Raw genomic sequence first — 23,457 nt, 5'->3', positions numbered from 1 at the left:
CCGGCCCGTGCTCGTCGCCGCCCTCGACACCGCCACCCTCACGCTGTCCTGCGCCCTCGTCGACCTCGACCCGGCCGGCGGGCCGGTGCGCGTCCGCTGCGAGCGCACCGAGCACGCCGCGACGAAGCCCGCGCCGGGCCGGACCGGCGGCCACGGCGCGCGGCTCCCCTCGGCGCTCACCGACCTGCTCACCGCCGAGGGGCTGACGCTGCCCGACGTCGAGGGCTACGCGATCGGCATCGGCCCCGGCTCGTTCACCGGCCTGCGCATCGGCCTCGCCACGTGGAAGGGGCTCGCCTACGCGAGCCGGCGGCCCATCGCCGGCGCGTCCAGCCTCGCGGCGCTCGCGCTCGGCGCGGCCCCCGCGGCGCCGGACGGCGCGCTGCTCGTGCCGCTGCTCGACGCGAAGAAGGGCGAGGTTTACGCCGGCTTCTACCGGGTCGCGGGCGGCGCGGTGGAGGCGGTGGCGCCGGACGCCGCGCTCGCCCCCGGCGCGCTCCTCGAGCGGCTCGCGACGCTGCCCGGCGGCGCGGACGCGCTCGCGCTCGGCGAGGGGCTCGCCGCGTACGCGGAGATGCTGGAGGGCCGCCTGGCCCGCCTCGCCGGCGCCCCGGTCGCCCCGCCCGCGGGCGCCGTCGCGGCGCTCGCCGCCCCCGCGCTCCGCTCCCGCCCGTACGACGCGCAGGCGCTGTTCGCGCTCGAGCCGCACTACGTCCGCGCCAGCGAGGCGGAGCTCAAGTTTCCCCACGGCCTCGGGCCGGGCGCGCAGCGGCCTTGAGCGGCCTGCGTCCCCCCCGGCCCCCGGTGATCGCCATGGAACCCGCCGTCTTCCGTCCCGCCGCACGCGCCGTGCTCCCGTCCCTCCTGCTGGGCGCGGTGGGCGGCGCGCTCGTCGGCCTGCTCGCCGGCATCCCGCCCGTGCTCGCGGCGCTGTTCGGCGGCGCCGCCGCCGCGGTCGCGCTCGGCGTGCGCCAGGTCACCGGCCTGCGCGCGGTGGCGAGCGAGGAGGGCCTGCGCGTGCTCGGCCGCGAGGACGGCCTCGACGCCCGCTGGTCGGACGTGCGCGTCGGCTTCGGGCAGAGCCCGCGCCCGGTCGGCCCGCCGCAGCGCTACGCCATCCTGGCCGACGCGCGCGGCCGCTCGTTCGCGTTCGCCGATCTGGCCGGCGCGCCGCCCTGCGCGCCGGTGCGCGGCCTCGACGGCGACGACGTGGAGGTGACCGACCTCCGCGACGCGGCGCTGCTGCTCGCGCTCGTGGTCCAGCGGGCGCCGGCCTGGTTCGCCTTGCCCGCGAGCCTGCTCGCGCCGCCGCCGCAGCCCGTGACCGAGCCCGGCGCGGCCGCGGCGCCGGCGCGCCCCGGCGACCGCCGCGCCAGCGTCGGGTTCCTGGGGGTCCTCGCGAAGCTGGGCGGCACGGTGCTGAAGGCGCTCAAGACCGCCAACCTCGGCTGGGCGGCCGCGTCGGCCGCGGCGTACGGCGTCATCTTCTCCTGGAAGTTCGCGCTCGCGCTCCTGCTGCAGCTCTTCGTGCACGAGTACGGCCACGTCCACGCGATGCGCCGCACCGGGATGCAGGTGCGCGGCATGTACTTCGTGCCGTTCCTCGGCGCGGTGGCGGTCACCGAGGACGCGTTCACCTCGCGCTGGCAGCAGGCCTACGTGGCGCTCTCCGGGCCGATCTGGGGCTCCGTGTTCGCGCTGGTGCCGGCGGGGCTGTGGCTGTGGACGGGCCAGCCCATCTTCGCCGCGGTCGCGTCCTGGTGGGCGATCATCAACCTGTTCAACCTCATCCCGGTGTCGCCGCTCGATGGCGGCCGGCTCATGCAGGCGCTCGCGTACTCGTTCTCGTCCTCGCTCGGCCTCGCGCTCACCGTGCTCGGCCTGGGCGGCGCGGTGGCGGTCGGGAGCGCGCTCGGCTACGGGCTGGTGTGGCTGGTGGCGCTGCTCGGCGCGATGGAGCTGATGGGCGAGGCGCAGTCGCGCGCCGGCGGCCGGGCGCTGCGGCTCCTCCCCGAGCGCGCGCGCTTCGGGCCGGAGCACTTCCGCTACCTGCGCGCGGTGGTCGGGCCGCCGCTCGGCTCGCCCTCCGAGCCCATGTGGCTGCGCGGCCTGGAGCGGCTCGAGAAGGCGGCACGCGCCGCCCCCATGTCGCCGCGGCAGATCGCCGCGTGGGGGATCGCCTACGCGGCCCTCGCCGGCGGGCTCCTCGCGCTCGTGCACTTCATGGCGCACGTCCCGGGCGCGAACGTGGCGGCGCAGCTGCTGAGTTGAGCGGACGGGGCTGCGCCCCGCCACATAAGCGGAGCTTCGCGGCGCCCGGCCCTGCCGCGCGGGCCCCCCCGCCTGGCGGCGGGCCACGCGCCCGCGCCGCCGTCTACAATCCCCGCATGCACGTCTTCCTCACCGGCGCCACCGGGCTCATCGGGCGGCCGGTCGCGGCGGCGCTGCTCGCCCGCGGCCACGCCGTCACCGCGCTCACCCGCTCCGCCGCGCGCGCGGGGCTGCCGCCCGCCGTGCGGGTGGTGGAGGGCGACCCGTCGGCGCCGGGCGACTGGGAGGAGGTGCTGGCCGGCTGCGACGCCTGCGTGCACCTCGCCGGCGAGCCGGTGGAGGGGCGCTGGACCGCCGCGAAGAAGCGGCGCATCCGCGACAGCCGGGTGCGCTCCACCGAGCGCATCGCCGCGGTGTTCCGGGCGGGCGGGCCGCGGGTGCTCGTGTCGGGGAGCGCGGTGGGCTTCTACGGCGCGCGCGGCGACCAGGTGCTCGACGAGGGCGCCGGGCCGGGGGAGGGGTTCCTCGCCGAGGTCAGCCAGGCCTGGGAGGCGGCGGCGCGGCCGGCCGAGGCGCGCGCGCGGGTCGTCTGGCTGCGCACCGGCATCGTGCTCGCGCGCGAGGGCGGGGCGCTGCCGCGGCTGGTGCAGCCGTTCCGGCTGCTCGCGGGCGGGCCGCTCGGGCGCGGCGACTTCTGGCAGCCCTGGATCCACCTCGACGACGAGGTCGGCCTCGCGCTCCTCGCGCTCGAGGACGCGCGCGCCGCCGGCCCGCTCAACGCCGCCGCGCCCGCGCCGGCGCGGAACCGCGACCTGGCGCAGGCGGTCGGGCGCGTCCTGCACCGGCCTGCGCTCCTGCGCACGCCCGAGCTCGCCATCCGGCTCGCGGTGGGCGAGATGGCCGAGGTGGTCCTGGCGAGCCAGCGGGTGGTGCCGCGCCGCGCGCTCGAGCTCGGCTACCGGTTCCGCTTCCCGGACCTGGACGCCGCGCTCGCGGATCTGCTCGCGCGGTAGCGCGCTTGCCGCCGCCGCGGCGGGCCGCTAGGTTCCGCCCCCCTGCCTCCCGGAGGAACGCCGTCATGTCGAAGCCCATCTCCGTCGCCCTCGTCGGCGCCACCGGCCTGGTCGGCCGCGCGGTGCTCGACGCGCTGGGCGAGTCCAGCCTGCCGCTCTCGCGCCTGACGCTGCTCGCGTCGGCGCGCTCCGCCGGCACACGCCTCGAGCACGCCGGGGCCGAGCTGCCGGTGGCGGCGCCGGCCGAGGGCGCGTTCCGCGGCGTGGACGCCGCCATCTTCTGCGCGCCGGCCGCGGTGGCGCGGGAGTGGGCGCCGCGCGCCTGGGCGGAGGGCTGCGCGGTGGTGGACGCCTCGCCGGCGTTCCGGCTGGAGGCGGACGTGCCGCTGGTGGTGCCGGAGGTGAACGGCGCCGCGGTGGACGGCTTCCGCGCGCGCGGGGTGGTGGCGAGCCCGGGCGGCGCCGCGGCGGCGCTCTCGGTGGTGCTCGCGCCGCTGCACGCGGCCGCCGGGCTGGACCGGGTGGTGGCGACGCTGCTCGAGCCGGCGGCCTCCGCCGGCCATCGCGCCCTCCAGCAGCTCGAGCGCGAGGCGATGGATCTCATGAACGGGCGCGAGCCCGAGGCGGGCGTCGCGGTCCCGCACCGGCTGGCGTTCAACCTGGTCCCGCAGGTGGGCGCGTTCCTCGAGGACGGCCGCACCGACGCGGAGGACGGGCTCGCCACCGAGCTGCGCAAGGTGCTCGGCGCGCCCGGGCTGCGCGTCGCCGCCACCGCGCTGCGCGTGCCGGTGTTCTACGGGCAGGCGGCGGTGGTGACCGCGTCCACCGCGAGGGCGCTCCCCGCGGCCGCGGCCCGCGACCTGCTCCGCCGCTCGCCCGGCGTGAAGGTGCTCGACGCGCCCGCGGAGGGCGTCTACCCGATGCCCATGCTGGCGGTGAACGACGACGCGGTGCTGGTCGGGCGCCTCCGCGACGACCGCTCGCAGGAGCGCGGGCTCGAGCTGATGGTGGTGTCGGACGAGCTGCGCAAGGGCGCGGCCACCAACCTGGTGCAGATCCTGGAGCGGCTGGCCGCGCTGCTCTAGCGCGCGCTGCCATTTTGTCACCCTCGCCGGCAGGGCCGCAGAGCCTTTGCCAATTTGGCGGTCCGGGGCGTCCTGCCACACGGCGGCGCGGCGCAACCACGCGCCGCCCCTCGCGAACGCATGCTTGCCCGGGTGGCGCTCCACTTGCACAATCCGCGCGTCATGAGACGCGCGATCCTCGCCGCCACACTCCTCGCGGCCCCCTTGCTGGCGGCCGGTCAGACCAACCCGACCGCGGGCCAGGTGCTGCCCAGCAAGCAGCCGGAAGACAAGTACATCAACGCCGCGCAGTGCATCGGCGCTGCCGATACCGCGCCGCTCAACCTCATCTGGCAGATCCAGGTGAAGAGCGGCACGTTCGAGACCCGCGGCCGGTACCAGATCTTCGCCGCCACGCAGGGTGCGTACAACACCACCGGCACGAACCAGGGCTACTGCGCCGAGAGCAACGACACGACGAACGGCATCCAGGCCGGTCAGATCGCGAGCCTCCCCGCCGACGACGCCGCCGTGCTCACGCCCCAGGCGTTCGACCCCGTCACCATCGTGAACGCGGTGGGGCTGCAGGCCTGCACGGCCCAGGTGAAGACCATCTACATCTGCGTGCACTGGTACGACTCGAGCGGCACGCGGCGCGGCTTCGCGCAGGGCTCCGTGACGCTCAGCACCGCGAAGCCCGCCACCCCGGTGAACGTCAGCGTCACGCCGGGCGAGAACGCGCTCAACGTGAACTGGGAGAACGGAACCGGCGGCGCCGAGCGGACCGAGGAGTACCAGGTGCGCGCCACCCCGGCCGGCACCACCGACACCGTACCCTCGAAGCGGGTCACCGGGACCAGCCTGCGCCTCGGCGGGCTCACCAACGGCGTCACCTACGACGTCCAGGTGGTCGCGTACACCGAGTCGGGCAACCCGAGCGATCCCTCCGCCACCGTGAGCGCCACCCCCGTGCCGGTCTCCGACTTCTGGGAGCAGTACAAGGCGCGGGGCGGCACCGACTCCGGCGGCTGCGGCGCGGGCGGCACCGGCGCGCTCGCCATGATCGGCGCCGCCGCGCTCGCGGCGCTCCGCAGGAGGAAGCCGTGATGCGCTCCGCCACCCTGACGCTCGCGGCCCTCGCCGCGGCGGCGCTCCTCGCCGCCCCCGGGCCGGCGCGCGCGCAGCCCTCGCCGAAGCGCGGCTCGATCGAGCTCGGCGCCGGCAACTACACGCCCGACGTGGACTCCGGCTTCGCGAAGCCCGGCCCCTACGAGCAGGTGTTCGGCGGCGGGAAGGGCTGGATGTTCCGCGCCGGCATGGGCTACGCGCTCTACTCCGGCGTCGGCGTCCTCGAGGCCGGGTTCCGCAGCGGCTACTTCCGCGACGCGGGCAAGGGCATCGTGGACGTCTCCGGCACGCCGGTGCGCTCGGGCGACAAGACCACCTTCAACATCATCCCCACCAGCCTCACGCTCACCTACCGCTTCGACTGGATGGCCGAGCAGTGGCACGTGCCGCTCGCGCCGTACGCGCGCCTCGCGGCCGAGCGCTACAACTGGTGGGTGACCGACGGCCGCGGCAAGTCGGTCGAGTCCGGCGCCACCAACGGCTGGTCCTGGACCGCCGGCGTGGCGCTCTTGCTCGACATCGTCGACCCGGGCAGCGCCCGCGATCTCGACCGCGAGACCGGCATCAACCACACCTACCTGTTCTTCGACGTCACGCAGGCGAAGGTGGACGACTTCGGCTCGAAGAAGAGCTGGGACCTGTCGAACAAGGACCTGGCGATGGCCGGGGGCCTGATGTTCGTGTTTTAGGCGTTCGCCTAGAGCTTCCGGTGCTTCAGCGCCGGGAGCTCCTGGCGCACCTGCTCCAGCCGCTCGCGGCGGAACGGGGCCACGCACACGCCCTCGCCGTCGGGGCAGCGGGCGAGGACCACGCCCCACGGGTCCACGATCATCGCGTTGCCGAACGTCTGCCGGCTGGCGGAGTGGCGGCCCACCTGCGCCGGCGCCATCACGTAGGCCAGGTTCTCGATGGCGCGCGCGCGGAGCAGGACCTCCCAGTGGTCCTTGCCGGTGAACAGCGTGAACGCGGCGGGGATGGTGATCACCTCGGCGCCGAGCCCGGCCAGCTTCCGGTACAGCTCCGGGAAGCGCAGGTCGTAGCAGACGGTGAGCCCGACGCGCCCGAGCGGCGTGGGCGCGATCACGACCTTGTCGCCCGGCACCACCACCTCGGACTCGGCGTAGCGCGCGCCGTCGGGGATGGACACGTCGAACAGGTGGATCTTGCGGTACGCGGCCGCCACCCGGCCGTCGTCCGCGATGAGCACGCTCGTGTTGGCGGTCTTGCCCGGGTCGTCCACCTTCTCCGCGATCGACCCGGCCAGCACGTACACGCCGCGCCGCCGCGCCACCTCGGAGAGCGCCCTCACCGTGGGCCCCTCCAGCGTCTCGGCACCGGCCCGGCGGCCCTCCTCGGGCCCCATGTACGCGAAGTTCTCGGGCAGGCCGATGAGCCGGGCGCCGAGGTCCGCCGCCTCGTTCACCAGCCGGACCGCGGTCTCGAGATTCCGGGAGCGGTCCGCGGTGGACGTCATCTGCACCGCGCCGAGCAGGTAGGTGGGAGCAGCCATGGGCTCTCCTTAGCATTCCCGGGCGGGCCCTGGCACGCCCGGGGGGCGCGGGACGATCTGACGGGGCTGCGCCCCGCCCCACCCTGCTCGCCGGGTCCCTTGCGCCGGCGCGAGCGGCTGCGCCGCTTCCGCGCCGCCGCCCCGGCGGGCTCGCTTCGCTCGCTGACCGTTCACGAACGATGAGCGGACGTCTAGACTTGCCGCGCATGCCCGGCTTCTACACGACGTTCGAGGCGGCCCGGCTCCTCGGCGTCTCGCTGCCCACGGTGGTGAACTGGATCGAGGCCCGGCGCCTGAAGGCGCACCGGACGCCCGGCGGCCACCGGCGCATCGCGCGCGAGGAGCTGGCCGCGTTCATGCTCCGGCACGGGATGCCGGTGCCCGAGGAGCTGTCCGGCGCGGCGCCGGCGCGCCGCAAGGTGCTGGTGGTGGCGGAGCCCGGCCCGGCGCGCGAGGGGACGGCGCGCCAGCTCGCGGTGGCCGGGTACGCGGTGGAGCAGGCCGCCCCGGGGTTCGCGGCCGGGGCCGCGGCGGCGCGCTTCGCGCCGGACGCGGTGGTGCTGCATGCGACAGGGCCGGACGGGGGCGAGACGCTGCGCGCGTTCCAGGCGGACCGCGAGCTGACCGGCGTACCGGTGGTGGCCGTCGCCCACGTCGACTGGGGCGAGCCGCTCCGCGAGGCCGGCTGCGCCGCGGCGGTGACGCGGCCGCTCGTCGACGGCGCGCTCCCCGCCGCGGTGGACGCGGCGCTCCGCGCCGGCGGGCCGGCGCCGCTGAAGGCGCGCAGCGGCCGGCGGCCCCGCGTCAGGCGCGCCGACGACCCGGATTGAACCGGGGGCCCGCCCGCCGGTATCCTCCAGCTCCGCCCGCACCGCGGGCCGCCATGCGTCCGCTCGCCTTCCCGCTCGCCGCCGCGCTCCTCGCCACCCTCGGCGCCGGGTGCGCCGGCGCGCGTCCCGCGGCCGCCGCCGGCCAGGGCACGCCGACGCCCGCCGCGCGGTTCGTCTCCCCGCGCGCCATCGCGCACTACCTCGAGGCCCGCCGCGCGCGCGGCGCCGGCGACGATGCCGGCGCGGTGGCGGCGCTCCGGCGCGCGGTCGCCTACGACGAGGCCAGCCCGGAGCTGCACGCCTCGCTGGCGGAGGCGCTCGCCCGGGCCGGGCAGGAGGAGCTGGCCGAGGGCGAGGCCCGGCGCGCGGTGGCGCTCGCCGCGGGCGGTCCGGCGGCCTCGCAGGCGCACCTGCTGCTCGCCGACCTCGCCGCCGGCCGCGGGGAGCGCGAGCGCGAGCTCGAGGAGCTGCGCAGGGCCATCCGGGTCGAGGAGGCGCTCGGGCGCGCCGGCGAGCGGCCGGATCCGGAGCCCTGGCGCCGGCTGGTGGACGCGTACCTGGAGGCGGGCGACGAGGTCGCGGCCGAGCGCGTGCGGGCCTGGGCCCGGACCGCGGGCGCGCCTTGACCCCGCCGCCCCCGGCCGCTAGCGTCCCGCCGATGCCGCTCCCCTCCTTCCCGTCCGACGCCGAGGCGAGGCACGAGGAAGGGTTCATCAACTCGGCCGATCACCTGCGCCTGTACTGGCAGCGCTTCACGCCGCCGGCGCCGCGCGCCACGGTGGCGGTGCTGCACGGCGGGGGCGATCACTGCGGCCGCTACGCCGGGATCACCGCCGCGCTGGTGCGCGCCGGCTTCCAGGTGGCGCTGCTCGACTTCCGCGGCCACGGCCAGTCCGACGGCCGGCGCTGGCACGTGGACGCGTTCGCCGACTACCTCGCCGACCTCGACGCGCTCGTGGCCAAGCTCGCGCAGGACGGCGTCGCCGGCGAGCGGCTGTTCGTGCTGGCGCACAGCCAGGGCGCCTTGATCGCGACGCTGTGGGGGTTGAGCCGGGGGCGGCACGTGACCGGGTTCGTGCTCACCTCGCCGTTCTACGCGCTCGCCACCCGGGCGCCGCTCGCGAAGCTCCTCGCGGCCCGCACCCTGGGCCGGCTCGTGCCCTGGCTGCCCATCTCCTCCGGCCTCGATCCCGTCGACCTCACCTCGGATCCGGACCTGCAGCGCTGGACCGCCCGCGACCCGCTCTACGGGCGCGTGACGACGCCGCGCTGGTTCGAGGAGGCGCGGCGCGCGCAGGCCGAGGTGGCGCGGCGGGCGGGCGAGTGGACGGCGCCGCTGCTCGTGCTCGCGGCCGGGGCGGACCGCGTGGTGGGGCTCGACGCGACGCGCGCCTTCGTCTCCGCGGCGCGCAGCGACGACAAGCGGCTCGAGGTGTACGCGGGGTTCCGACACGAGGTGCTGAACGAGGCCGAGCGCGCCCGCCCGATCGCCGAGGCGGTCGCCTGGCTCTCGGCACGCGCGCCGCGTTGAACGCTGCGTGTGTGCGCGGAACACCCTGTTGACTGGCCCTCGAACGGACCTCTATCCTGCGCGGGTCTTACGAACCGATGTTCATCGGGGGATCACCACAGGCTCGTGGAGGGCTGCGGAACATGGCTGGCATCGAGAAGGTCCCGGCGTCGCGCGCCGGCGCGCACACGGTCATCGGAAGCTCGATCGTCATCGACGGCGAGATCTCGGGCGACGAGGACCTGGTGATCCAGGGCACCGTCAAGGGCCGCATCAGCCTGCGAGAGAGCCTCTTCGTCGAGTCGTCGGGCGTCATCGAGGCGGACATCGAGACGGCGAACGTCGAGGTGTCGGGCCAGGTGACGGGCAACATCAACGCGAGCGACAAGGTCGAGCTGAAGGCCGATTGCAAGGTGGTCGGCGACATTCGCGCGCCGCGCATCCTGATCGCCGATGGCGCCCTGTTCAAGGGCAACGTGGACATGGAAGTCCGTGAGACGAAGGGGAAGTGAGCCGTGGCGACCACTGACGGCAGCACCATCATCGGCGAGTCGATCCTCATCAGCGGTTCCCTCAACGGCGACGAGGACCTGACGGTCCGCGGCCGCGTCGAGGGGACGCTGACCCTCACCAAGACCCTGGTGGTGGAGCCCACCGGCACGGTCAAGGCCGAGGTCCAGGTCCGCAACTGCGTGATCGCGGGCGCGGTGGTCGGCAACGTGACCGCCACCGAGTCGGTCGAGATCACCCGGGAAGGCCGGATGATCGGCGACATCCAGGCGCCCCGCGTCATCATCGTGGACGGCGCCAGCTTCCGCGGCCGCATCGACATGGGCGAGGTGGAGATCGAGGCCGAGCCCGAGGCCCGCGCCGCCCGCGCGGTCGCGGCGGCCCCGGCCCGTCCCGCGCTGCGCCCCGCGCCGCGCCCGGCCATGCCGGCCCCGCGGCCCGAGATCCGCAAGGTGGAGGAGCCGTCCGCTCCGAAGCCGCCCGCTCCGCCGGCGCCGGTCGCCATGGGCGCGGTGAAGCGCAAGGTGATCGTCAAGCGGAAGTAGTCCCGATCCCGCGCGGAATGGGAGGGGACCGGGTCGCGACCCGGCCCCCGCCCGGCCCGCGGGCCCCGCGCGGATCGAGCGGAGGTGGACGTGGAGCTCGAACCGCGCACCGCGGCGCCCGCCCATGCGACGGGCGCCGTCGAGTTCGTACCGCTCTCGGCGCTCGCGCTGGACGCAACGTTCCGCGTCCGCGAGGAGGCCGACGTCTCGGCCCTGGCCGCGTCGATCGGCCGCCTCGGGCAGCTCGTGCCCGTCGAGCTGCGGCCGCTGCCCGGCGCCGGCACCGAGGGGCCGCGGTTCCAGGTGGTGGCCGGGTTCCGGCGCATCGCCGCGCTGCGCATGCTGATGCGCGGCCGGGTGCTGGCGCGGCTGCACACGACGCTCGACGACGACGACGCGTGGGGCCTCGCGCTCGGCCAGGCGCTCCTCACCGAGCCGCTCGACCGCGACGGCCTGCGCCTGCTGCGCGAGCGGCTGGAGCAGACCGGCGTCGCGCCCTGGGCCGAGGAGCTGCTCGACGACGCGCTGGTGCGCGCGCCGGTGGAGCCCGAGCTGCGCGAGCGATTCTTCGAGTTCCTCACCGCCGGGCCCGCCGCCGAGGCGGCCGGGCCCGCCCCCGACGACGACGGCGGCCTCGAGCCGGAGCCGGCGCCGCACCACCTCGAGGCGGTCGCCGCGCCCGCGGCCTCGCCCGAGCCCGGTGAGGGAGGGGCGGCCGCCGAGGCCGAGGCCGGGGCGGAGGAGGTCACCCCCGAGGAGCTCGTTGCGGACGTGGCCGCGCGGCTGTACCAGGTGAACTCGGACCTGGCGGTGGCGTTCGAGTCCTGGCGCGAGCTGCCGGCCGACGGCCGCCGCGCGGTGCTCGAGCAGGTCCGCTGGATGGCCGAGCTGCTCCCCCACCTCGAGCGCAGGGAGGACGAACCATGAGCCTGGAACGGGATCGCGCGCGGCTGCTCGAGCTCCTGCGCAGCCTGTCGTTCGAGCGCCGCAAGGTGGTCCTCGCCTCCGGCAAGGAGAGCGACTTCTACATCGACTGCAAGCGCACCGCGCTCACCGCCGAGGGGCACGTCCTCATCGGGCGGCTGCTGCTCGAGCGCGTGCGCGGCCTCACGCCGCCGGTGCGCGGCGTGGGCGGGCTCACGCTCGGCGCGGACCCGATCGCGAGCGCGGTGGCGCTCACCAGCTTCCTCCCCGGCGCCGGCGCCGGTGACCCGGTGGACGCGTTCATCGTGCGCAAGGAGCCGAAGGGCCACGGCACCGGCCAGTGGATCGAGGGGCGCAAGACCCTCCCCGACGGCAGCCGGGTGGCGGTGATCGAGGACGTGGTGACCACCGGCGGCTCGGCGCTGAAGGCGATCGAGCGCTGCCGGGCCGAGCACCTGGTCCCGGTGGCGTGCCTGGCGCTGGTGGACCGGCAGGAGGGCGGGCGCGAGGCCATCGAGGCCCAGGGCGTGCCGCTGCAGGCGCTGTTCACCCGCGCGGACTTCATGTCATGAGGCTGCGCGCGCTCGCCGCCGCCGCGCTCGCGCTGGCGCTCGCCGGCTGTCCGTTCCACCCGCGCCAGCCCGTCCCCGGGCCGCGCGAGGGCGAGTGGTCCGACCTGCGCGCCGCCGCCACGCGGCGGGCGACCCTTTACGACGGCCTCGAGCACCGCGCCACCGCCACCGCCACGCACCTGGGCCTCCCCGAGCGCGAGGCGCGCGTCCGCCGGCTGGCCGCGTGGCTCGGGTGGACCGCCGCCGAGCTCGACGCCCGGCTCGCCACCGAGCGCGCCGAGGCCGCCGCCGGCGAGGAGTTCCTGCTCGCGCTCTACACCGCGAACGGCAAGCAGAACGACCTCGACGCGCCGAGGAGCATCTGGCGCGTCGCGGTGCGGACCGACGAGGGCGAGCTGCTCGCGGCGAAGGTCGAGGTGCTGGACGTGGACGCCACGCTGACCGGGCTGTTCCCGTACGTGGGCACGTTCGACGTGGTGTACCGGGTGCGCTTCCCGAGCGCGTCGCCGCCGCTGGAGGGCCGGCCCTACGTGCTCGCGATCACGAGCGCCCTCGGCCGGATGGACCTCGACTTCGGCGTCGTGCCCGAGCCGTCGCGGCTCGAGTCGGATCCCGACCTGTAGGCGGCCTGCGGCGCGCCGCGGGCCCGCGCGCGCGGGCCCGGGCGCGGACCGGCGCGGCCGCTCACTCGAGATCGCCGCGCGTGATCACCGTGTCGCGCAGCCAGCGGTCGTCGGGCTTCGGGTGGTCGAGCAGGTAGTGGAGGCCGCGCGACTCCTTGCGCTGCCGCGCGCACTCCACGATCAGCATCGCCACGTCGGCGAGGTTCCGCAGCTCCACCAGGTCCGGGGTGAGCCGGTACTCCCAGTAGTACTCGCGGATCTCCGCGCGCAGCAGCGCGAGCCGGGTGCGCGCGCGCTCCAGGCGCTTCTGCGTGCGGACGATGCCGACGTAGTTCCACATCAGCCGGCGGACCTCGTCCCAGTTGTGCGTGACCACCACGCCTTCCTCGGGCGCGAGCGCGGCCCCGGGGTTCCAGTCCGGGATCGTCGGGAGCGTGCCGCCCACGTGGCCGAGCTCGTCCACGGCGCTCAGCGCGGCGCGGCGCCCGAACACCAGCCCCTCCAGCAGCGAGTTGGAGGCGAGCCGGTTCGCGCCGTGCAGGCCGGTGCAGGACGTCTCGCCGATCGCGAACAGCCGCGGCAGCGAGGTGCGGCCCATGAGGTCGGTCACCACGCCGCCGCACATGTAGTGCGCCGCCGGCACCACCGGGATCGGCTGCACCGCCATGTCGATCCCGAACTCCTTGCAGGTGGCGTAGATGTTCGGGAAGTGCTCGATGAGGAAGCTCTTCGGCAGGTGCGTCATGTCGAGGAACGCGCTCTCGTCGCCGCGCCGCTTCATCTCGGCGTCGATGGAGCGGGCCACGATGTCGCGCGGCGCCAGCTCCTTGCGCGGATCGTAGCGCGACATGAACGCCTCGCCGGCGCCGTTGCGGAGGATGCCGCCCTCGCCGCGGCACGCCTCGGAGATGAGGAAGCTCTTCGCCTGCGGGTGGAACAGGCAGGTGGGGTGGAACTGGAAGAACTCCATGTTCGCGATGGTCGCGCCGGCCCGGTACGCCATCGCCACCCCGTCGCCCGTCGCGACGTCCGGGTTCGAGGTGTAGAGGTAGACCTTCCCGCCGCCGCCGGTGGCGAGCACCGTCACGCCCGCCGTCACCGTGGTGATGTCGCCGGAGGCGCGGTCGAGCACGTAGGCGCCGAGCGCGCGGTTCGGGCCGCCCAGGCCGAGCTTGCCGCTCGTGATGACGTCGATCGCGACCTGGTCCTCGACGATCCGGATGCCCTTCGCGTCGCAGGCGGCGAGCAGCGCCCGCTCCACCTCGCGGCCGGTGGTGTCCTTCGCGTGCGCGATGCGACGCCGCGAGTGGCCGCCCTCGCGGGTGAGGTGGAGCTTGTCGGGGGCCTCGCGGTCGAACTCGACGCCGATGCCGATGAGCCAGCGCAGCCGGTCCGGTCCCTCGCGGACCGTGACCTCGACCGCCTCGCGCTTGCACAGCCCGGCGCCGGCGACCAGGGTGTCCTGGACGTGCAGCTCCGGCGCGTCGTCCGCGCCCAGCACGCCCGCGATGCCCCCCTGCGCGTACTGCGTCGAGCCCTCCGAGCGCTGCCGCTTCGTCAGCACCAGCACCGATCCGTGATCGGCCGCCTCGAGCGCGAAGGTCAGCCCCGCGACACCACCACCAAGGACCAGGAAGTCCACGTTCTCTCGTGCAGGCAGTGTGGTCATGGCGTTTGATGTAGCACGCGCTCCGGGAATAAAGTTGTCCGGCCGAGCGTGCTGCTGGTAACTTTTTCGACGATGTCCGTCCGTCCCTACCTCGCCAGGTTCGCCCTGCTGGGCGCCGTCCTGGCGGCTCCGGCCGCGCGGGCGAGCGATCTGTATTCGTACGTCGACTCCGACGGCGTGGCGCACTTCTCGAACGCGCCCAGCGATCCGCGCTTCCGCCGCATCGCGCGGCTGAAGGACGGCGGCGGGGTGTACCGCGGAGGCAAGGCGCAGGCGCGCGCCCGGCCGCTCCCTCGCTCCGAGGCGCAGGCGCGGTACCGCGAGCACATCCGGGCCGCCGCGACGAAGTACAACCTCCCCGAGGCGCTGCTCCTCGCGGTGATGGCGGTCGAGTCGAACTTCGATCACCGGGCCGTCTCGGAGAAGGGCGCCATGGGGCTCATGCAGCTCATGCCCGGCACCGCCCGCGACATGTACGTGGGCGACGCGTACGAGCCCGCCGAGAACATCGAGGGCGGCGCGCGCTACCTGCGCATCCTCGCGAACCAGTACGCCGGCGACATGGTGAAGACGCTCGCCGCGTACAACGCCGGGCCCGAGGCGGTCCGGCGCGCGGGCGACGGCGTGCCGAACATCCCGGAGACCCGGGAGTACGTGCGCAAGGTGGTGGCGCTGTACGAGGCCTACAAGGCAGGGCGGTGAGCCGTGGCGCGGCGCGCGGACGGCGGCGACGGCGTCGACGACGAGCTCGCCTTCCACCTGGCGCGCGGCACGGAGCTGCTCGCGCAGGGGGACGCCGACCGGGCCCGCGCCGCGCTGGAGCGCGCGCTCGATCTCGGCCCCAAGGACGCGAAGGTGCTCGCGCTGCTCGGCCAGGCCTGCTACCGCCAGGGCCAGTTCGACGACGCCGCCATCGCGTGGCAGCGGCTGGTGGACGAGAACCCGGTGGAGCCCGCCGCGCGCGTCAACCTCGGCCTCGCGTTCCTGAAGGCGAAGCACCACGAGGAGGCGCGGCGGCAGCTCGAGATCGCGCTCGACCTCAACCCCGACCACCGCAAGGCCATGGGCTATCTCGGCCTCGCGCTGCTCGAGTCCGGCGATCCCGCCGGCGCGCGGGAGTGGTTCCGCAAGGCCGGCAGCGACCACATGGTGGCGCGCTGCGACGAGCTCGTCGCCAGCGGCTGGACCGTCCCGCCCCCGCCCGCGCCGCCCGAGGCGCCGACGCCCGCGGCCGGCGAGCCCCCCGCGCCCGAGCCCTACGTCACCCCCGTCCCCGGCAGCGTGCCGGTGCTGCGCGTCGTGCCGCCGCCCGCGCCGGAGGCCGAGCCGTCCGCCGCCGCGGTGCCCACGCTCGCCGCGTGGGGAGACGCCCGGCTCGTGCCCGCCGCACCCGCGGCCCCGTTCACGGTCCGTGACGGCCTCCTGACCGTGACCGTCCGCGGGACGGTCCGGGTCCGGCTCGACGGCCTGTTCGCGGTCCGGGGCGAGGTGACGCTCGGCGGCGAGCTGATGCGCTTCCGCGGCCGCGCCACCGAGCGGCCCTTCGGCGAGGGCGCCACCCGGATGCACCGCGCGTCCGGGGAGGGGGCGCTGCTGTACGCGGCGTCCGGGCGCCGGTTCACCGCGCTCGAGCTGGACGGCGAGGCGGTCTACCTCCGCGAGGAGGCCGTGTTCGGGTTCGAGGACGGGCTCGCGTTCGAGAACGGCCGGGTGCCGTCCACCAGCGGCGCCGAGCTGAGCCTGGTCCACCTGCGCGGCCGCGGCGGCATGCTGCTCGTCACCGCCGGCGCGCCGCTCGCGCTCGAGGCGTCCACGTCGGCGGCCGTGCGCCTGCCGCTCGCGGCGCTGGTCGGGTGGACCGGGGCGCTCACGCCGCGGCTGGTGGGGCTCGCCGAGGACGGCGCCGGCACGGCGGTGGTGGAGCTCTCCGGCGAGGGGCGCGTCCTCGCGGATCCCGACGCCGCCGTCGGCGGGAGCGCCCCGTGAGCGCGCGCTCGCTGCGCCGGGAGGCGCTCAACCTCCCGAACGCGATCACCCTCACGCGGATCGCGCTCATCCCCGTGTTCCTGTGGTTCACCTACTACGAGTCGCGGGTGGACAGCTTCATCGCCGCGGTGCTGTACGCGGTGACCGGCGCCACCGACTTCCTCGACGGCTGGGTGGCGCGGCGCAAGAACCTCGTCACCGTCATCGGCAAGTTCCTCGACCCGCTCGCCGACAAGCTCATCGTCATGGCGGCGCTGGTGATGCTCGTGCACCTCGGCCGCGTGGCCGCGTGGGTGTGCATCGTGGTGCTGGCGCGCGAGTTCATCGTGACCGGCCTGCGCACCATCGCCATGAGCGAGGGGATCGTCATCGCCGCCGGGCAGGAGGGGAAGCACAAGACCGCGTTCCAGGTGGCCGGCATCACGTTCCTGCTGCTGCACTACACCTACCCGATCGACGCGCTCGTCTTCTCGTTCGACCTCGACGCGAACCGGGTCGGCACCTGGCTCATCTACATCTCGCTGTTCTTCTCGGTCTGGTCCGCGGTGAGCTACTTCGCGAACTTCATCCGCGCCGTGTACCGCCGCGAGGGCGAGGCGCAGGCCTCCGAGGACGTCCGCCCGAACCGCCGCACGTCGCGCGGGTAGATCCTGCCCCGCTCATCCCAAGCCTGGCCCGCTCATCCCGAGCGGTGCCCCGCTCATCCCGAGCGGTGCCCCGCTCATCCCGAGCGTCAACCCCGCGCTCATCCCGAGCATCGACCCGGCGCTCATCCCGAGCGTAGGTCACGGCCGTCAGGCCGTGACCGGAGTCGAGGGACCGTCACCCGCGCCGCGCGTCGAGCGAGAGCACCCGGTCGCACGCCGCCAGCACCGCCGGCGCCTCCGCGTCGCTCCGCACCTCCGCCGCCGCGAACGCCGGGATCGCGTGGCCCCAGCGCGCCGAGTCGCCGCGGAAGAACACGCCCACCGTCGGCGCGCCCACCGCGACCGCGAGGTGCATCGGGCCGCTGTTGTTCGAGACCACCAGCCGCGCCCGCCGCATCAGCCCCGCGAGCCGGTCGAGGTCGGTCGGCGGCGCGAGCCGCGCGCCCGAGCCCTCCACGATGGCCGCCGCCAGCCCTTCCTCGCCCGGGCCCCAGACCACCAGCACGCGGAGGCCGCGCTCGGAGAGCCCCCGCGCCACCGCCGCGTAGGACTCCGCCGGCCAGCGCCGGTCCGCCAGGCGCGCGCCCGGGTTCAGCAGCGCGAACGGGCCCGAGATGCCCGCCGCCGCCAGCGCCGCGTCGGCGGCCGCGAGGTCGCGCCCCAGCCCCGTCTCCAGCTCCAGGCCGCGCGCCGGCAGCCCCAGCGGCGCGAGCAGCTCCAGCTTCGCCGGGACCTCCGCGACGCTCGCCGGATCGTGCGGCACCGGGTGCGAGAGGAAGCGTGCCGCTTCCCCGCGGTCGTGGCCCACGATGGCGCGCCGGCCACCCAGCAGCCGGGCGAGGATCGAGGCGGTGAGCGACCAGGCGGACCAGTGACCCGCCTCGAGGACCACGTCGAACCGCTCGCGCCGGAGCGCACGCAGCTGCCCCAGCTGCCGGAGCGGGGCGCGGAACGCGTCGCGCTTCTGCCAGAGGTGGAACCGGTCCACGTGCGGCGAGGCGACGAGGAGGCCCTGCTTCGGCGCCAGCAGGTGGAGCTCGGTCCGCGGCAGGCCCAGCTTCAGCGCGCGGAGGAGCGGGGTGGTGAGGAGCTGGTTGCCCACCCGCTCGTCCACGCGGATGACGAGCAGCCGGCGGATCGTCGCGGGCGCCGGCACCGGCGCCCGCGGACGGGGGAGCACCAGGTTCGCGAGCCCCAGCGCCAGCCCGCGCCCGAGCGCGCGGAAGAGGTCGCCCACCGGCCCCCGCTGCCGTCCGCCGCCCACCTGCGCCTGCCGTCGCGCGTCCTCGCGTTGCTTGCGCAGCCGCGCGAAGAACCCGCGCGGCGGAGCCGGCGGGGGAGGCGGGACGGGGGAGGGCGAGGGGGCGATGACCGGGTCCGGCACGGGGCGCGGATGATACACCGTGGGCCCGCCGAGGCCCGTCGCGAGGGCGTGTTCGAGGCGTGCCGAAACCCGCTTGACACCCCTCGGGCGGTCCCTCTATAAACCTCCACCTTCGCGAGCCTTCTTGCGGGAATAGCTCAGTGGTAGAGCATCGCCTTGCCAAGGCGAGGGTCGAGGGTTCAAATCCCTTTTCCCGCTCCATCTAACCCCCGGCTTCGGCCGGGGGTTTTTCTTTTCAGCCCTCCACCGCCTCCAACCTGGCCTCCACGCCTGCTGCCGGTGCGGTGACGGGCCTGTCATCGAGCAGCCTGATCGCCTGCTCCTTGTGCCCCTCCGCGAGGTGCATGTACCGCATCGTCGTGGAGAGGTGCGTGTGCCCCGCCAGCTCCTGGATCACCTTCGCCGGGGCGCCCCGCATCGCGAGGTGCGAGCAGAACGTGTGGCGCAGGATGTGGAAGTTGCCCGTCGGCCTGAGCCCCGCGAGCCGCTGGGCACTCTTCATCCATCCCCGGAGGACCTTCGCCGTCAGGTCGGACCCGTCGTCCTGCACGAGCACGCGGGCACCGCGAAGGTGGCGCACGGCCGCGAGCGCGGCCTTGAGGGCATCGGTCATCGGGACGACCCGGCCCTTGCCACCCTTGGGCGTATCCACGACTCCACGCCACGCCTGACGCTCGATCGTGATCCGGGCGTTCGCCCGGCGCACGTCCGGTAGCTCCAGCGCCACCACCTCGCCAGCACGGAGGCCAGCGTTCCCGCCAAGGAGCACCGCCGCGAGGATGCGCGGGTCGAGTCGCCGAGCGGCAGCGACGAGGACCGCGTACTCCTCGAACGTGTAGAACGGCACGGCGGCGAGCGGAGCCTTGACGAGCTCGAAGGATTCGACCGGCACCGCGTCGATGACCCCGAGCCGCTTCGCCACGCGCAGGAGCTTCGAGAGCGTGGCGAGCACGTTGTTGACCGTTTTCGGCCGGTGCTCGGCGAGTGTCACCTTGAGCGCCTGGACGTCCGCTTCGGTGATCTCGTCGAGCCGCTTCGTCCCGAGGACCGGGACCAGGTGGACGCGGAGGATGGACTCCTTCGCGTACACCGTGCTCGCCTTCTGCCGGTTCGCCCTCGCGTGCTCGATGAACTGCTTCTCGAATTCGGCGAGGGTCGGAACCCGCGCCTCGTTCGCCGCTCCCTTGCCGTTCAGCTTCGCGTGGATCGCCTCGGCATCGAGACCACTCCGCGCAAGGCTGATCACTTCTGCTTCGCGTGCGTCCGCCCACCGCTTCGCGCTCGTCTTCCCGGAGACGGGCACACGCACCCGTTCCCGATAGAACTCGCCGCTCGGCAGCGGAAGCCGCACGTCCGCCTCCCAACATCCCATCGGCTTGCCGCGCCGACGGTACTCTCGGACCTTCACAGCCATCGTCAGGGACCTCCCCCGACGACGCACGCCGACCCGGAGTCTACCGTGCTGGTGGAGGACGGTGTCACGCGGCCTTGAGGTGGGCGTCCAGCTCGGAGCGCCGGAAGCGGAGCCGCCGCCCGATGCGGCGGACGGGGATCTGTCCGCGGTGCACGGCCTGGTACAGCGCATCGCGGCTCGGGAAGCGCAGGTACGCAGTCGCTTCGTCAGCCGTGAGCCATTCAGTCAGGGGCGGGGTGGGGCCGGTCACAGTCGGTCTCCGGCACGTGTGCCCCGATACGTGCGCGTCGTCATGTTTCGTCCCCGTCGTCGTCGCCGGGTTCACGCATCCTGAGCGACTCGTTCATGGTCATGGACTCAGCGGTCGCGAGCCAGCTCGCCACACGCTCCTGCGCGCGCTCCTCCACGGAGCGGCCACGACGCTTGGTGTGCAGGCGCACCCGTTCCACGATGGCAGGCAGCGCGTCGTCCAGGCTCGGTTGTACGAGCTCGTCCGTCGACTCATGGAACATGTGCTCGGCAAGGCCGCGCGCGAGATATCCGGCGATCTGCCCGGTGGCACGCTCCGCGCTGTCCTGGCGGTGGATGCGGTACAGGTCCGCCTCCGTGCCTTCCCACGGTCCCGTGCTGAATCCGAGCCGCGCGAGAGCATCCCACGCCGGGTGGAAGTTCTGCCGCGACTGCTTCGTGCGGTGCTTCAGCGCCAGCCATTTGCGGGTGAGATACCGCCAGAGGGCGCCCGAACTTTCGAGCACGTCCTCCCAGGTATCGAGCGGCCCGTGCTCGCCATCGAGCTCCATGCTCACGATGGCGGGCCTGCGGAGCTGGAATTCGAGTCGCCAGACTGGACGCTTTGGATCGTAAGCCTTGGACGCGGCCCAGATGTTCCGGAACCATTTCTTCTGGCTTCGCTCGATTTCGATGCTCTTGCAGTACAGCCGCCCTGCGACGTCGCCGTGCCCGAACATGAAGCCGGTGAAGACCTTCCGCTGAACATGCGACGTGCGGTCGTGCGCCCGGGTGACGAACTCTGGCCCATCGCCCTCGCGTGGTTGCCATCCCTGGAAGTCGACGGCCAGGTCCACACGCCCGACGTGCAGTCGCGCGTCCTCGGGTGTCATGCGAACGAGCAGTTGGCTGGCGATCTCCTCGGCCTGCTCGGCGACGAATCGTGCGCCCTTCTGCCAGAGGTAGATGGCTCGCAGCTCGGCGGTGAACGTCGGGAACGTCGATGCCGCGTGTGGATTCACCAGCAGGGTCGCGTGCTCGCTGTCCAGCAGATAGGGCGCAGTGCGGGCGCCATGGCGGTTCATCGCGAAGTAGTGTCCCGCGATGTCGAGGGTGGGACCCTTCGCCAGGCGGTTCGGGTTGGCTCGGGCCAGCTGCTGTGCGTCCTCGAGGCGCCTGAACTCTGTGCGAAAGACGGGGGCGTGCGAGAACAGGTACAGAGTGTCGATTCCGGAGGCGATGACGCTGACCCCCGCATCGCCGTCTAGGCTGGTTTCGACGGCACTTCTCGCGTCACCCGTCCGCACAGGTGCCTTGAGTTCTTGGGAGCTTGCCTCCGTAGCGGTGACGGTATCGGGTCGCGTGTTACACACCGCGACCACAGGCGAACGAACGTGGAGAGTACGGCGCGCGGTCGTCATCGCGGCGCCCGCTCGCTATCGTGAGCGGCCTTGGTACCCGGCGTCGTTGCGATAGGGCTCGGCCGCTGATCGGGGAATAGCGCTTCCTGAGGAACGCCCAGCGCGCGTGCAAGTTGTGCCTGCTCCGCTTCTGTGGGCTCATCGTACCCGCGCTCGATGACCGACAGGCGCGAAGCGGCCATGTTGGCTCTCTTCGCAAGAACGAACTGGGGCAACCCTGCGGTGAGGCGAAGGAGTCGAAGCGTCGAAATGGAGCTGGAGATCGGTTCCACAAGTCCTCCGGAGCCAACGGCTCAGTCGTGAGGACTCCTAAGCGTAGGGTGATCGATCAGTAGCGCTACAAGAATCTTCTTGGTGGTGGAGCTCGCCGTCCTCAGAAGCGAATTACGATCGGGACGACGCGCGCATTCTCTGAGCGCAGCTCGACCCGGCGGCCTCTAGCGTCGCCAGTCGAGCACCGCTGCCCGTCAACCGTCGCCACCGGGTCGAGCATCGCCGCTCGGTCGAGCGTCGCGCGCGTCGGCCGTCGCCGCGGGTCCGCCGTGGCCGCCGTCGACCGCCACGGCGCCGTCCGTCGTCCGTTGCCGCGGGTCCGCCGTCGCCGCCGTCGACCGACGGCGCCGTCCGTCGTCCGTCGCCGCGGTCGCCCATCGCCGTCGCCGCGGTCGTCCATCGCCGTCGTCCGTCGTCCGTCGTCCGTCGTCGTCCGTCGTCGCCCGTCGCCCGTCGCCCGTCGCCCGCCGCCCGTCGCCCGCCGCCCGCCGCCCGCCGCCGCCGCCCGTCGCCGCCGCCCGTCGCCGCCGCCCGTCGCCCGCCACCATCGCCCGCCACCATCGCCCGCCACCATTGCCCGCCACCATCGCCCGGCGCCGTCGCCCGGCGCCGTCGCCCGGCGCCGCTGCCATCGGCGGTCGTCGTCGCCTTTGCCGCCGCCGCTTGCGCCGAGAGCACGATGCGCGAAACGCCAAGTCGCTTCGCGAGGTGCGACAGCCTAAGCGGCCAGCTGCGCGAGGTCGATGCCCGCCGACCTCAGCGAATCGGAAGTAACGGGGCCTGCGCGCAGTACGCCGTCCGCGAGCCACGCGATCATCAGTCCGAGCTCGTCCTCGACGTACTGGACGAGCACGGCGCCGGGATCGTCGTCCAACAGCACGCACAGACGCGCGTCCCGCGGCCCGATGAAGTATCGGTACTCGTAGAGCTGCCCCACAGCCTCTCGGATCGCTGCTCCCGGCCCACGGCTTCCGACGGTCTTTGCCTCGAAGATGACGGGAACGGGACTCGTCATGCGGAGGTCGACCGGGTGAGGCGTCGTGACGGTCGCCTTTCGTAGCAAAAGCTCGCCTGCGATCCTGACGAGAGCTTCGTGCTTGCGGGACCGGACCTGGAAGCCTCCCTGGATCTGCGCGCGGTAGTCCTCGGCGCTCTTCGGCCGGAACACGCCTGGCGAAGGTGCGTTCGGAAGCTTCGGCGGCATCACCTCTCCGAGCGCTTCCAGGTTTGCGCGCACGCCGTCCAGAGCGTCGACCAACTTCCCCAACTTCGGCCAGCGCTCAACGAAGACGCGCGGCATCTTCGTCAGGTAGCCCTGCGCTGCGCGCAGCAGCTTCGGATAGGCTGCAGCGGCGCGCCCGTGGCTCCGAATCGCTCTTGCGTGTCGGCAAGCCACGCGCGGATCCAGGCCTGTTCCTCGGGCGCCTGGAGCTCGTCCAGCGTCAGCGGCTCGGACGCAGGACGGTATCCGTAGAGCGGCAGCCACCACCCCGGCCGAGCCTGGCGCTCCTCGCCTTTGCTGCGCCCGACAGTGCCGTGAGGCGCCCAGACGATGGGCCGCGACTCGACAGGACCACCCGCCACGGACGCACCAACGAAGCTGCGGCTGTTCGTGGAGTAGTGGAACACCACGTCGCCCGGTGCCACGGACCCGATGAACGAGTACGACCAGTACGGTTTCCCACTCTCGTTGGTCTGAGGGCACTTCAGGTCGGCGCCCACGTCTGGCCGGTCCGTGATCTCGCACCAGAAGCGCTCACCAGCCGCTGCGTTCGTCTCCCACCAATAACCCATGATGACGAGGGTACCAGACCGCCGTGCGTCCACGGCGCCCCCGACCATGCTGTTCACCGAAAGAGCTTCCGTGAGCCCGCCGGTGTATCCTTCGTCGCCGACAGGGTGAGCTCACCGGGGCCCGGAACGAGGCGTGCGCGG

The 23,457-nt window shown here is 74.1% G+C and carries 26 protein-coding genes and 1 tRNA gene; 18 read left to right on the top strand and 9 right to left on the bottom strand.

What is annotated here, in order from left to right:
• Positions 1 to 7: 7 nt before the first annotated feature.
• The 6 genes from tsaB to A2CP1_RS18725 all read left to right on the top strand — a co-directional run bounded on the left by tsaB (position 8) and on the right by A2CP1_RS18725 (position 6,165).
• The gene (gene tsaB, locus A2CP1_RS18750) at positions 8 to 778 is read left to right on the top strand and encodes a tRNA (adenosine(37)-N6)-threonylcarbamoyltransferase complex dimerization subunit type 1 TsaB (protein ID WP_015934815.1); all 771 of its coding nucleotides are present in this window, start codon (positions 8 to 10) and stop codon (positions 776 to 778) included.
• A 35-nt stretch (positions 779 to 813) separates the two neighbouring features.
• Complete coding sequence (locus tag A2CP1_RS18745) at positions 814 to 2,271, top strand: metalloprotease (protein WP_015934814.1); 1,458 nt, start codon at positions 814 to 816, stop codon at positions 2,269 to 2,271.
• A 116-nt stretch (positions 2,272 to 2,387) separates the two neighbouring features.
• Positions 2,388 to 3,284 (top strand): TIGR01777 family oxidoreductase, encoded by an 897-nt coding sequence (locus A2CP1_RS18740; RefSeq protein ID WP_015934813.1) that lies wholly within the window; start codon positions 2,388 to 2,390, stop codon positions 3,282 to 3,284.
• Between the two features lie 65 nt (positions 3,285 to 3,349).
• Positions 3,350 to 4,369: an aspartate-semialdehyde dehydrogenase gene (locus A2CP1_RS18735; RefSeq protein ID WP_015934812.1), complete on the top strand. Its 1,020-nt coding sequence runs from the start codon at positions 3,350 to 3,352 to the stop codon at positions 4,367 to 4,369.
• A 162-nt stretch (positions 4,370 to 4,531) separates the two neighbouring features.
• Complete coding sequence (locus tag A2CP1_RS18730; RefSeq protein ID WP_150106367.1) at positions 4,532 to 5,455, top strand: fibronectin type III domain-containing protein; 924 nt, start codon at positions 4,532 to 4,534, stop codon at positions 5,453 to 5,455.
• Positions 5,455 to 6,165 (top strand): MXAN_2562 family outer membrane beta-barrel protein, encoded by a 711-nt coding sequence (locus tag A2CP1_RS18725; RefSeq protein ID WP_015934810.1) that lies wholly within the window; start codon positions 5,455 to 5,457, stop codon positions 6,163 to 6,165. Before A2CP1_RS18730 ends, A2CP1_RS18725 begins: the two co-directional genes overlap by 1 nt.
• Before the next feature lie 8 nt (positions 6,166 to 6,173).
• Here the strand turns inward: A2CP1_RS18725 and A2CP1_RS18720 are convergent, their stop codons facing one another.
• Positions 6,174 to 6,986, bottom strand: coding sequence for a carbon-nitrogen hydrolase family protein (locus A2CP1_RS18720; protein ID WP_015934809.1), 813 nt, complete (start codon positions 6,984 to 6,986; stop codon positions 6,174 to 6,176).
• Between the two features lie 206 nt (positions 6,987 to 7,192).
• On the opposite strand from A2CP1_RS18720, the gene A2CP1_RS18715 reads away from it, so the two are divergent.
• The 8 genes from A2CP1_RS18715 (at position 7,193) to A2CP1_RS18680 (ending at position 12,500) form a co-directional block, all read left to right on the top strand.
• Positions 7,193 to 7,816: a MerR family transcriptional regulator gene (locus A2CP1_RS18715; RefSeq protein ID WP_015934808.1), complete on the top strand. Its 624-nt coding sequence runs from the start codon at positions 7,193 to 7,195 to the stop codon at positions 7,814 to 7,816.
• A 53-nt stretch (positions 7,817 to 7,869) separates the two neighbouring features.
• Positions 7,870 to 8,442 carry a ribonuclease E gene (locus tag A2CP1_RS18710; protein ID WP_015934807.1) on the top strand — a complete coding sequence of 191 codons (573 nt, stop codon included), beginning with the start codon at positions 7,870 to 7,872 and terminating at the stop codon, positions 8,440 to 8,442.
• 32 nt (positions 8,443 to 8,474) lie between these two features.
• Positions 8,475 to 9,347: an alpha/beta hydrolase gene (locus A2CP1_RS18705; RefSeq protein WP_015934806.1), complete on the top strand. Its 873-nt coding sequence runs from the start codon at positions 8,475 to 8,477 to the stop codon at positions 9,345 to 9,347.
• Between the two features lie 122 nt (positions 9,348 to 9,469).
• A complete protein-coding gene (locus tag A2CP1_RS18700) occupies positions 9,470 to 9,838 on the top strand; it encodes a bactofilin family protein (RefSeq protein ID WP_012527618.1) in 369 nt (122 codons plus the stop codon).
• Positions 9,839 to 9,841: 3 nt separating this feature from the next.
• The gene (locus tag A2CP1_RS18695) at positions 9,842 to 10,381 is read left to right on the top strand and encodes a bactofilin family protein (RefSeq protein ID WP_012527617.1); all 540 of its coding nucleotides are present in this window, start codon (positions 9,842 to 9,844) and stop codon (positions 10,379 to 10,381) included.
• A gap of 90 nt (positions 10,382 to 10,471) precedes the next feature.
• Positions 10,472 to 11,308: a ParB N-terminal domain-containing protein gene (locus A2CP1_RS18690; protein WP_015934805.1), complete on the top strand. Its 837-nt coding sequence runs from the start codon at positions 10,472 to 10,474 to the stop codon at positions 11,306 to 11,308.
• The gene (gene pyrE / locus A2CP1_RS18685) at positions 11,305 to 11,877 is read left to right on the top strand and encodes an orotate phosphoribosyltransferase (RefSeq protein ID WP_015934804.1); all 573 of its coding nucleotides are present in this window, start codon (positions 11,305 to 11,307) and stop codon (positions 11,875 to 11,877) included. The genes A2CP1_RS18690 and pyrE overlap by 4 nt, the downstream gene beginning before the upstream one ends.
• The gene (locus A2CP1_RS18680) at positions 11,874 to 12,500 is read left to right on the top strand and encodes a hypothetical protein (RefSeq protein WP_015934803.1); all 627 of its coding nucleotides are present in this window, start codon (positions 11,874 to 11,876) and stop codon (positions 12,498 to 12,500) included. Before pyrE ends, A2CP1_RS18680 begins: the two co-directional genes overlap by 4 nt.
• 61 nt (positions 12,501 to 12,561) lie before the next feature.
• Here the strand turns inward: A2CP1_RS18680 and nadB are convergent, their stop codons facing one another.
• Positions 12,562 to 14,169 carry an L-aspartate oxidase gene (gene nadB / locus A2CP1_RS18675; protein WP_015934802.1) on the bottom strand — a complete coding sequence of 536 codons (1,608 nt, stop codon included), beginning with the start codon at positions 14,167 to 14,169 and terminating at the stop codon, positions 12,562 to 12,564.
• Between the two features lie 72 nt (positions 14,170 to 14,241).
• Between nadB and A2CP1_RS18670 the strand changes: the two genes are divergently transcribed.
• The 3 genes from A2CP1_RS18670 to pgsA are packed head-to-tail and all read left to right on the top strand — an operon-like array spanning position 14,242 to position 16,802.
• Positions 14,242 to 14,871, top strand: a complete 630-nt coding sequence (locus A2CP1_RS18670) for a lytic transglycosylase domain-containing protein (RefSeq protein WP_015934801.1) — start codon at positions 14,242 to 14,244, stop codon at positions 14,869 to 14,871.
• A gap of 3 nt (positions 14,872 to 14,874) precedes the next feature.
• Positions 14,875 to 16,155: a tetratricopeptide repeat protein gene (locus tag A2CP1_RS18665; protein ID WP_015934800.1), complete on the top strand. Its 1,281-nt coding sequence runs from the start codon at positions 14,875 to 14,877 to the stop codon at positions 16,153 to 16,155.
• Entirely contained in the window at positions 16,152 to 16,802 is a 651-nt protein-coding gene (gene pgsA / locus A2CP1_RS18660; protein ID WP_015934799.1) for a CDP-diacylglycerol--glycerol-3-phosphate 3-phosphatidyltransferase, read from the top strand. Before A2CP1_RS18665 ends, pgsA begins: the two co-directional genes overlap by 4 nt.
• A gap of 175 nt (positions 16,803 to 16,977) precedes the next feature.
• Here the strand turns inward: pgsA and A2CP1_RS18655 are convergent, their stop codons facing one another.
• A complete protein-coding gene (locus A2CP1_RS18655) occupies positions 16,978 to 18,186 on the bottom strand; it encodes a glycosyltransferase family 9 protein (protein ID WP_245529838.1) in 1,209 nt (402 codons plus the stop codon).
• 126 nt (positions 18,187 to 18,312) lie between these two features.
• Here A2CP1_RS18655 and A2CP1_RS18650 point away from each other — a divergent pair.
• Positions 18,313 to 18,387, top strand: a tRNA-Gly gene (locus A2CP1_RS18650).
• A gap of 34 nt (positions 18,388 to 18,421) precedes the next feature.
• On the opposite strand, the gene A2CP1_RS18645 is transcribed toward A2CP1_RS18650, so the two are convergent.
• The 6 genes from A2CP1_RS18645 to A2CP1_RS18625 form a co-directional block, all read right to left on the bottom strand.
• Positions 18,422 to 19,600 carry a tyrosine-type recombinase/integrase gene (locus A2CP1_RS18645; protein WP_015934797.1) on the bottom strand — a complete coding sequence of 393 codons (1,179 nt, stop codon included), beginning with the start codon at positions 19,598 to 19,600 and terminating at the stop codon, positions 18,422 to 18,424.
• A 64-nt stretch (positions 19,601 to 19,664) separates the two neighbouring features.
• Entirely contained in the window at positions 19,665 to 19,850 is a 186-nt protein-coding gene (locus tag A2CP1_RS24105; protein ID WP_015934796.1) for a helix-turn-helix domain-containing protein, read from the bottom strand.
• A gap of 40 nt (positions 19,851 to 19,890) precedes the next feature.
• Positions 19,891 to 21,249 (bottom strand): hypothetical protein, encoded by a 1,359-nt coding sequence (locus tag A2CP1_RS18635; protein WP_150106366.1) that lies wholly within the window; start codon positions 21,247 to 21,249, stop codon positions 19,891 to 19,893.
• Positions 21,246 to 21,521, bottom strand: a complete 276-nt coding sequence (locus tag A2CP1_RS24100) for a helix-turn-helix domain-containing protein (protein ID WP_081444556.1) — start codon at positions 21,519 to 21,521, stop codon at positions 21,246 to 21,248. The genes A2CP1_RS18635 and A2CP1_RS24100 overlap by 4 nt, the downstream gene beginning before the upstream one ends.
• 719 nt (positions 21,522 to 22,240) lie before the next feature.
• Positions 22,241 to 22,822, bottom strand: a complete 582-nt coding sequence (locus tag A2CP1_RS18630) for a hypothetical protein (protein WP_041450560.1) — start codon at positions 22,820 to 22,822, stop codon at positions 22,241 to 22,243.
• A 5-nt stretch (positions 22,823 to 22,827) separates the two neighbouring features.
• A complete protein-coding gene (locus A2CP1_RS18625; RefSeq protein WP_041450559.1) occupies positions 22,828 to 23,373 on the bottom strand; it encodes a hypothetical protein in 546 nt (181 codons plus the stop codon).
• Positions 23,374 to 23,457: the final 84 nt, after the last annotated feature.

Source organism: Anaeromyxobacter dehalogenans 2CP-1, assembly GCF_000022145.1.
In the GTDB taxonomy this organism is placed as follows: Bacteria; Myxococcota; Myxococcia; order Myxococcales; family Anaeromyxobacteraceae; genus Anaeromyxobacter; species Anaeromyxobacter dehalogenans.
The sequence above is the reverse complement of the archived record's forward strand: the minus strand, read 5'-3'. Positions and strand labels throughout refer to the sequence as shown.

What these genes read in the sequence shown, in the direction of transcription:
- A2CP1_RS18745 (WP_015934814.1), top strand. Translation starts at nt 814, where the DNA reads ATGGAACCCGCCGTCTTCCGTCCCGCCGCACGCGCCGTGCTCCCGTCC.
- A2CP1_RS18740 (WP_015934813.1), top strand. Translation starts at nt 2,388, where the DNA reads ATGCACGTCTTCCTCACCGGCGCCACCGGGCTCATCGGGCGGCCGGTC.
- A2CP1_RS18735 (WP_015934812.1), top strand. Translation starts at nt 3,350, where the DNA reads ATGTCGAAGCCCATCTCCGTCGCCCTCGTCGGCGCCACCGGCCTGGTC.
- A2CP1_RS18730 (WP_150106367.1), top strand. Translation starts at nt 4,532, where the DNA reads ATGAGACGCGCGATCCTCGCCGCCACACTCCTCGCGGCCCCCTTGCTG.
- A2CP1_RS18725 (WP_015934810.1), top strand. Translation starts at nt 5,455, where the DNA reads ATGCGCTCCGCCACCCTGACGCTCGCGGCCCTCGCCGCGGCGGCGCTC.
- A2CP1_RS18720 (WP_015934809.1), bottom strand. Translation starts at nt 6,986, where the DNA reads ATGGCTGCTCCCACCTACCTGCTCGGCGCGGTGCAGATGACGTCCACC.
- A2CP1_RS18715 (WP_015934808.1), top strand. Translation starts at nt 7,193, where the DNA reads ATGCCCGGCTTCTACACGACGTTCGAGGCGGCCCGGCTCCTCGGCGTC.
- A2CP1_RS18710 (WP_015934807.1), top strand. Translation starts at nt 7,870, where the DNA reads ATGCGTCCGCTCGCCTTCCCGCTCGCCGCCGCGCTCCTCGCCACCCTC.
- A2CP1_RS18705 (WP_015934806.1), top strand. Translation starts at nt 8,475, where the DNA reads ATGCCGCTCCCCTCCTTCCCGTCCGACGCCGAGGCGAGGCACGAGGAA.
- A2CP1_RS18700 (WP_012527618.1), top strand. Translation starts at nt 9,470, where the DNA reads ATGGCTGGCATCGAGAAGGTCCCGGCGTCGCGCGCCGGCGCGCACACG.
- pyrE (WP_015934804.1), top strand. Translation starts at nt 11,305, where the DNA reads ATGAGCCTGGAACGGGATCGCGCGCGGCTGCTCGAGCTCCTGCGCAGC.
- A2CP1_RS18680 (WP_015934803.1), top strand. Translation starts at nt 11,874, where the DNA reads ATGAGGCTGCGCGCGCTCGCCGCCGCCGCGCTCGCGCTGGCGCTCGCC.
- nadB (WP_015934802.1), bottom strand. Translation starts at nt 14,169, where the DNA reads ATGACCACACTGCCTGCACGAGAGAACGTGGACTTCCTGGTCCTTGGT.
- A2CP1_RS18670 (WP_015934801.1), top strand. Translation starts at nt 14,242, where the DNA reads ATGTCCGTCCGTCCCTACCTCGCCAGGTTCGCCCTGCTGGGCGCCGTC.
- A2CP1_RS18645 (WP_015934797.1), bottom strand. Translation starts at nt 19,600, where the DNA reads ATGGCTGTGAAGGTCCGAGAGTACCGTCGGCGCGGCAAGCCGATGGGA.
- A2CP1_RS18635 (WP_150106366.1), bottom strand. Translation starts at nt 21,249, where the DNA reads ATGACGACCGCGCGCCGTACTCTCCACGTTCGTTCGCCTGTGGTCGCG.
- A2CP1_RS18630 (WP_041450560.1), bottom strand. Translation starts at nt 22,822, where the DNA reads ATGCCGCGCGTCTTCGTTGAGCGCTGGCCGAAGTTGGGGAAGTTGGTC.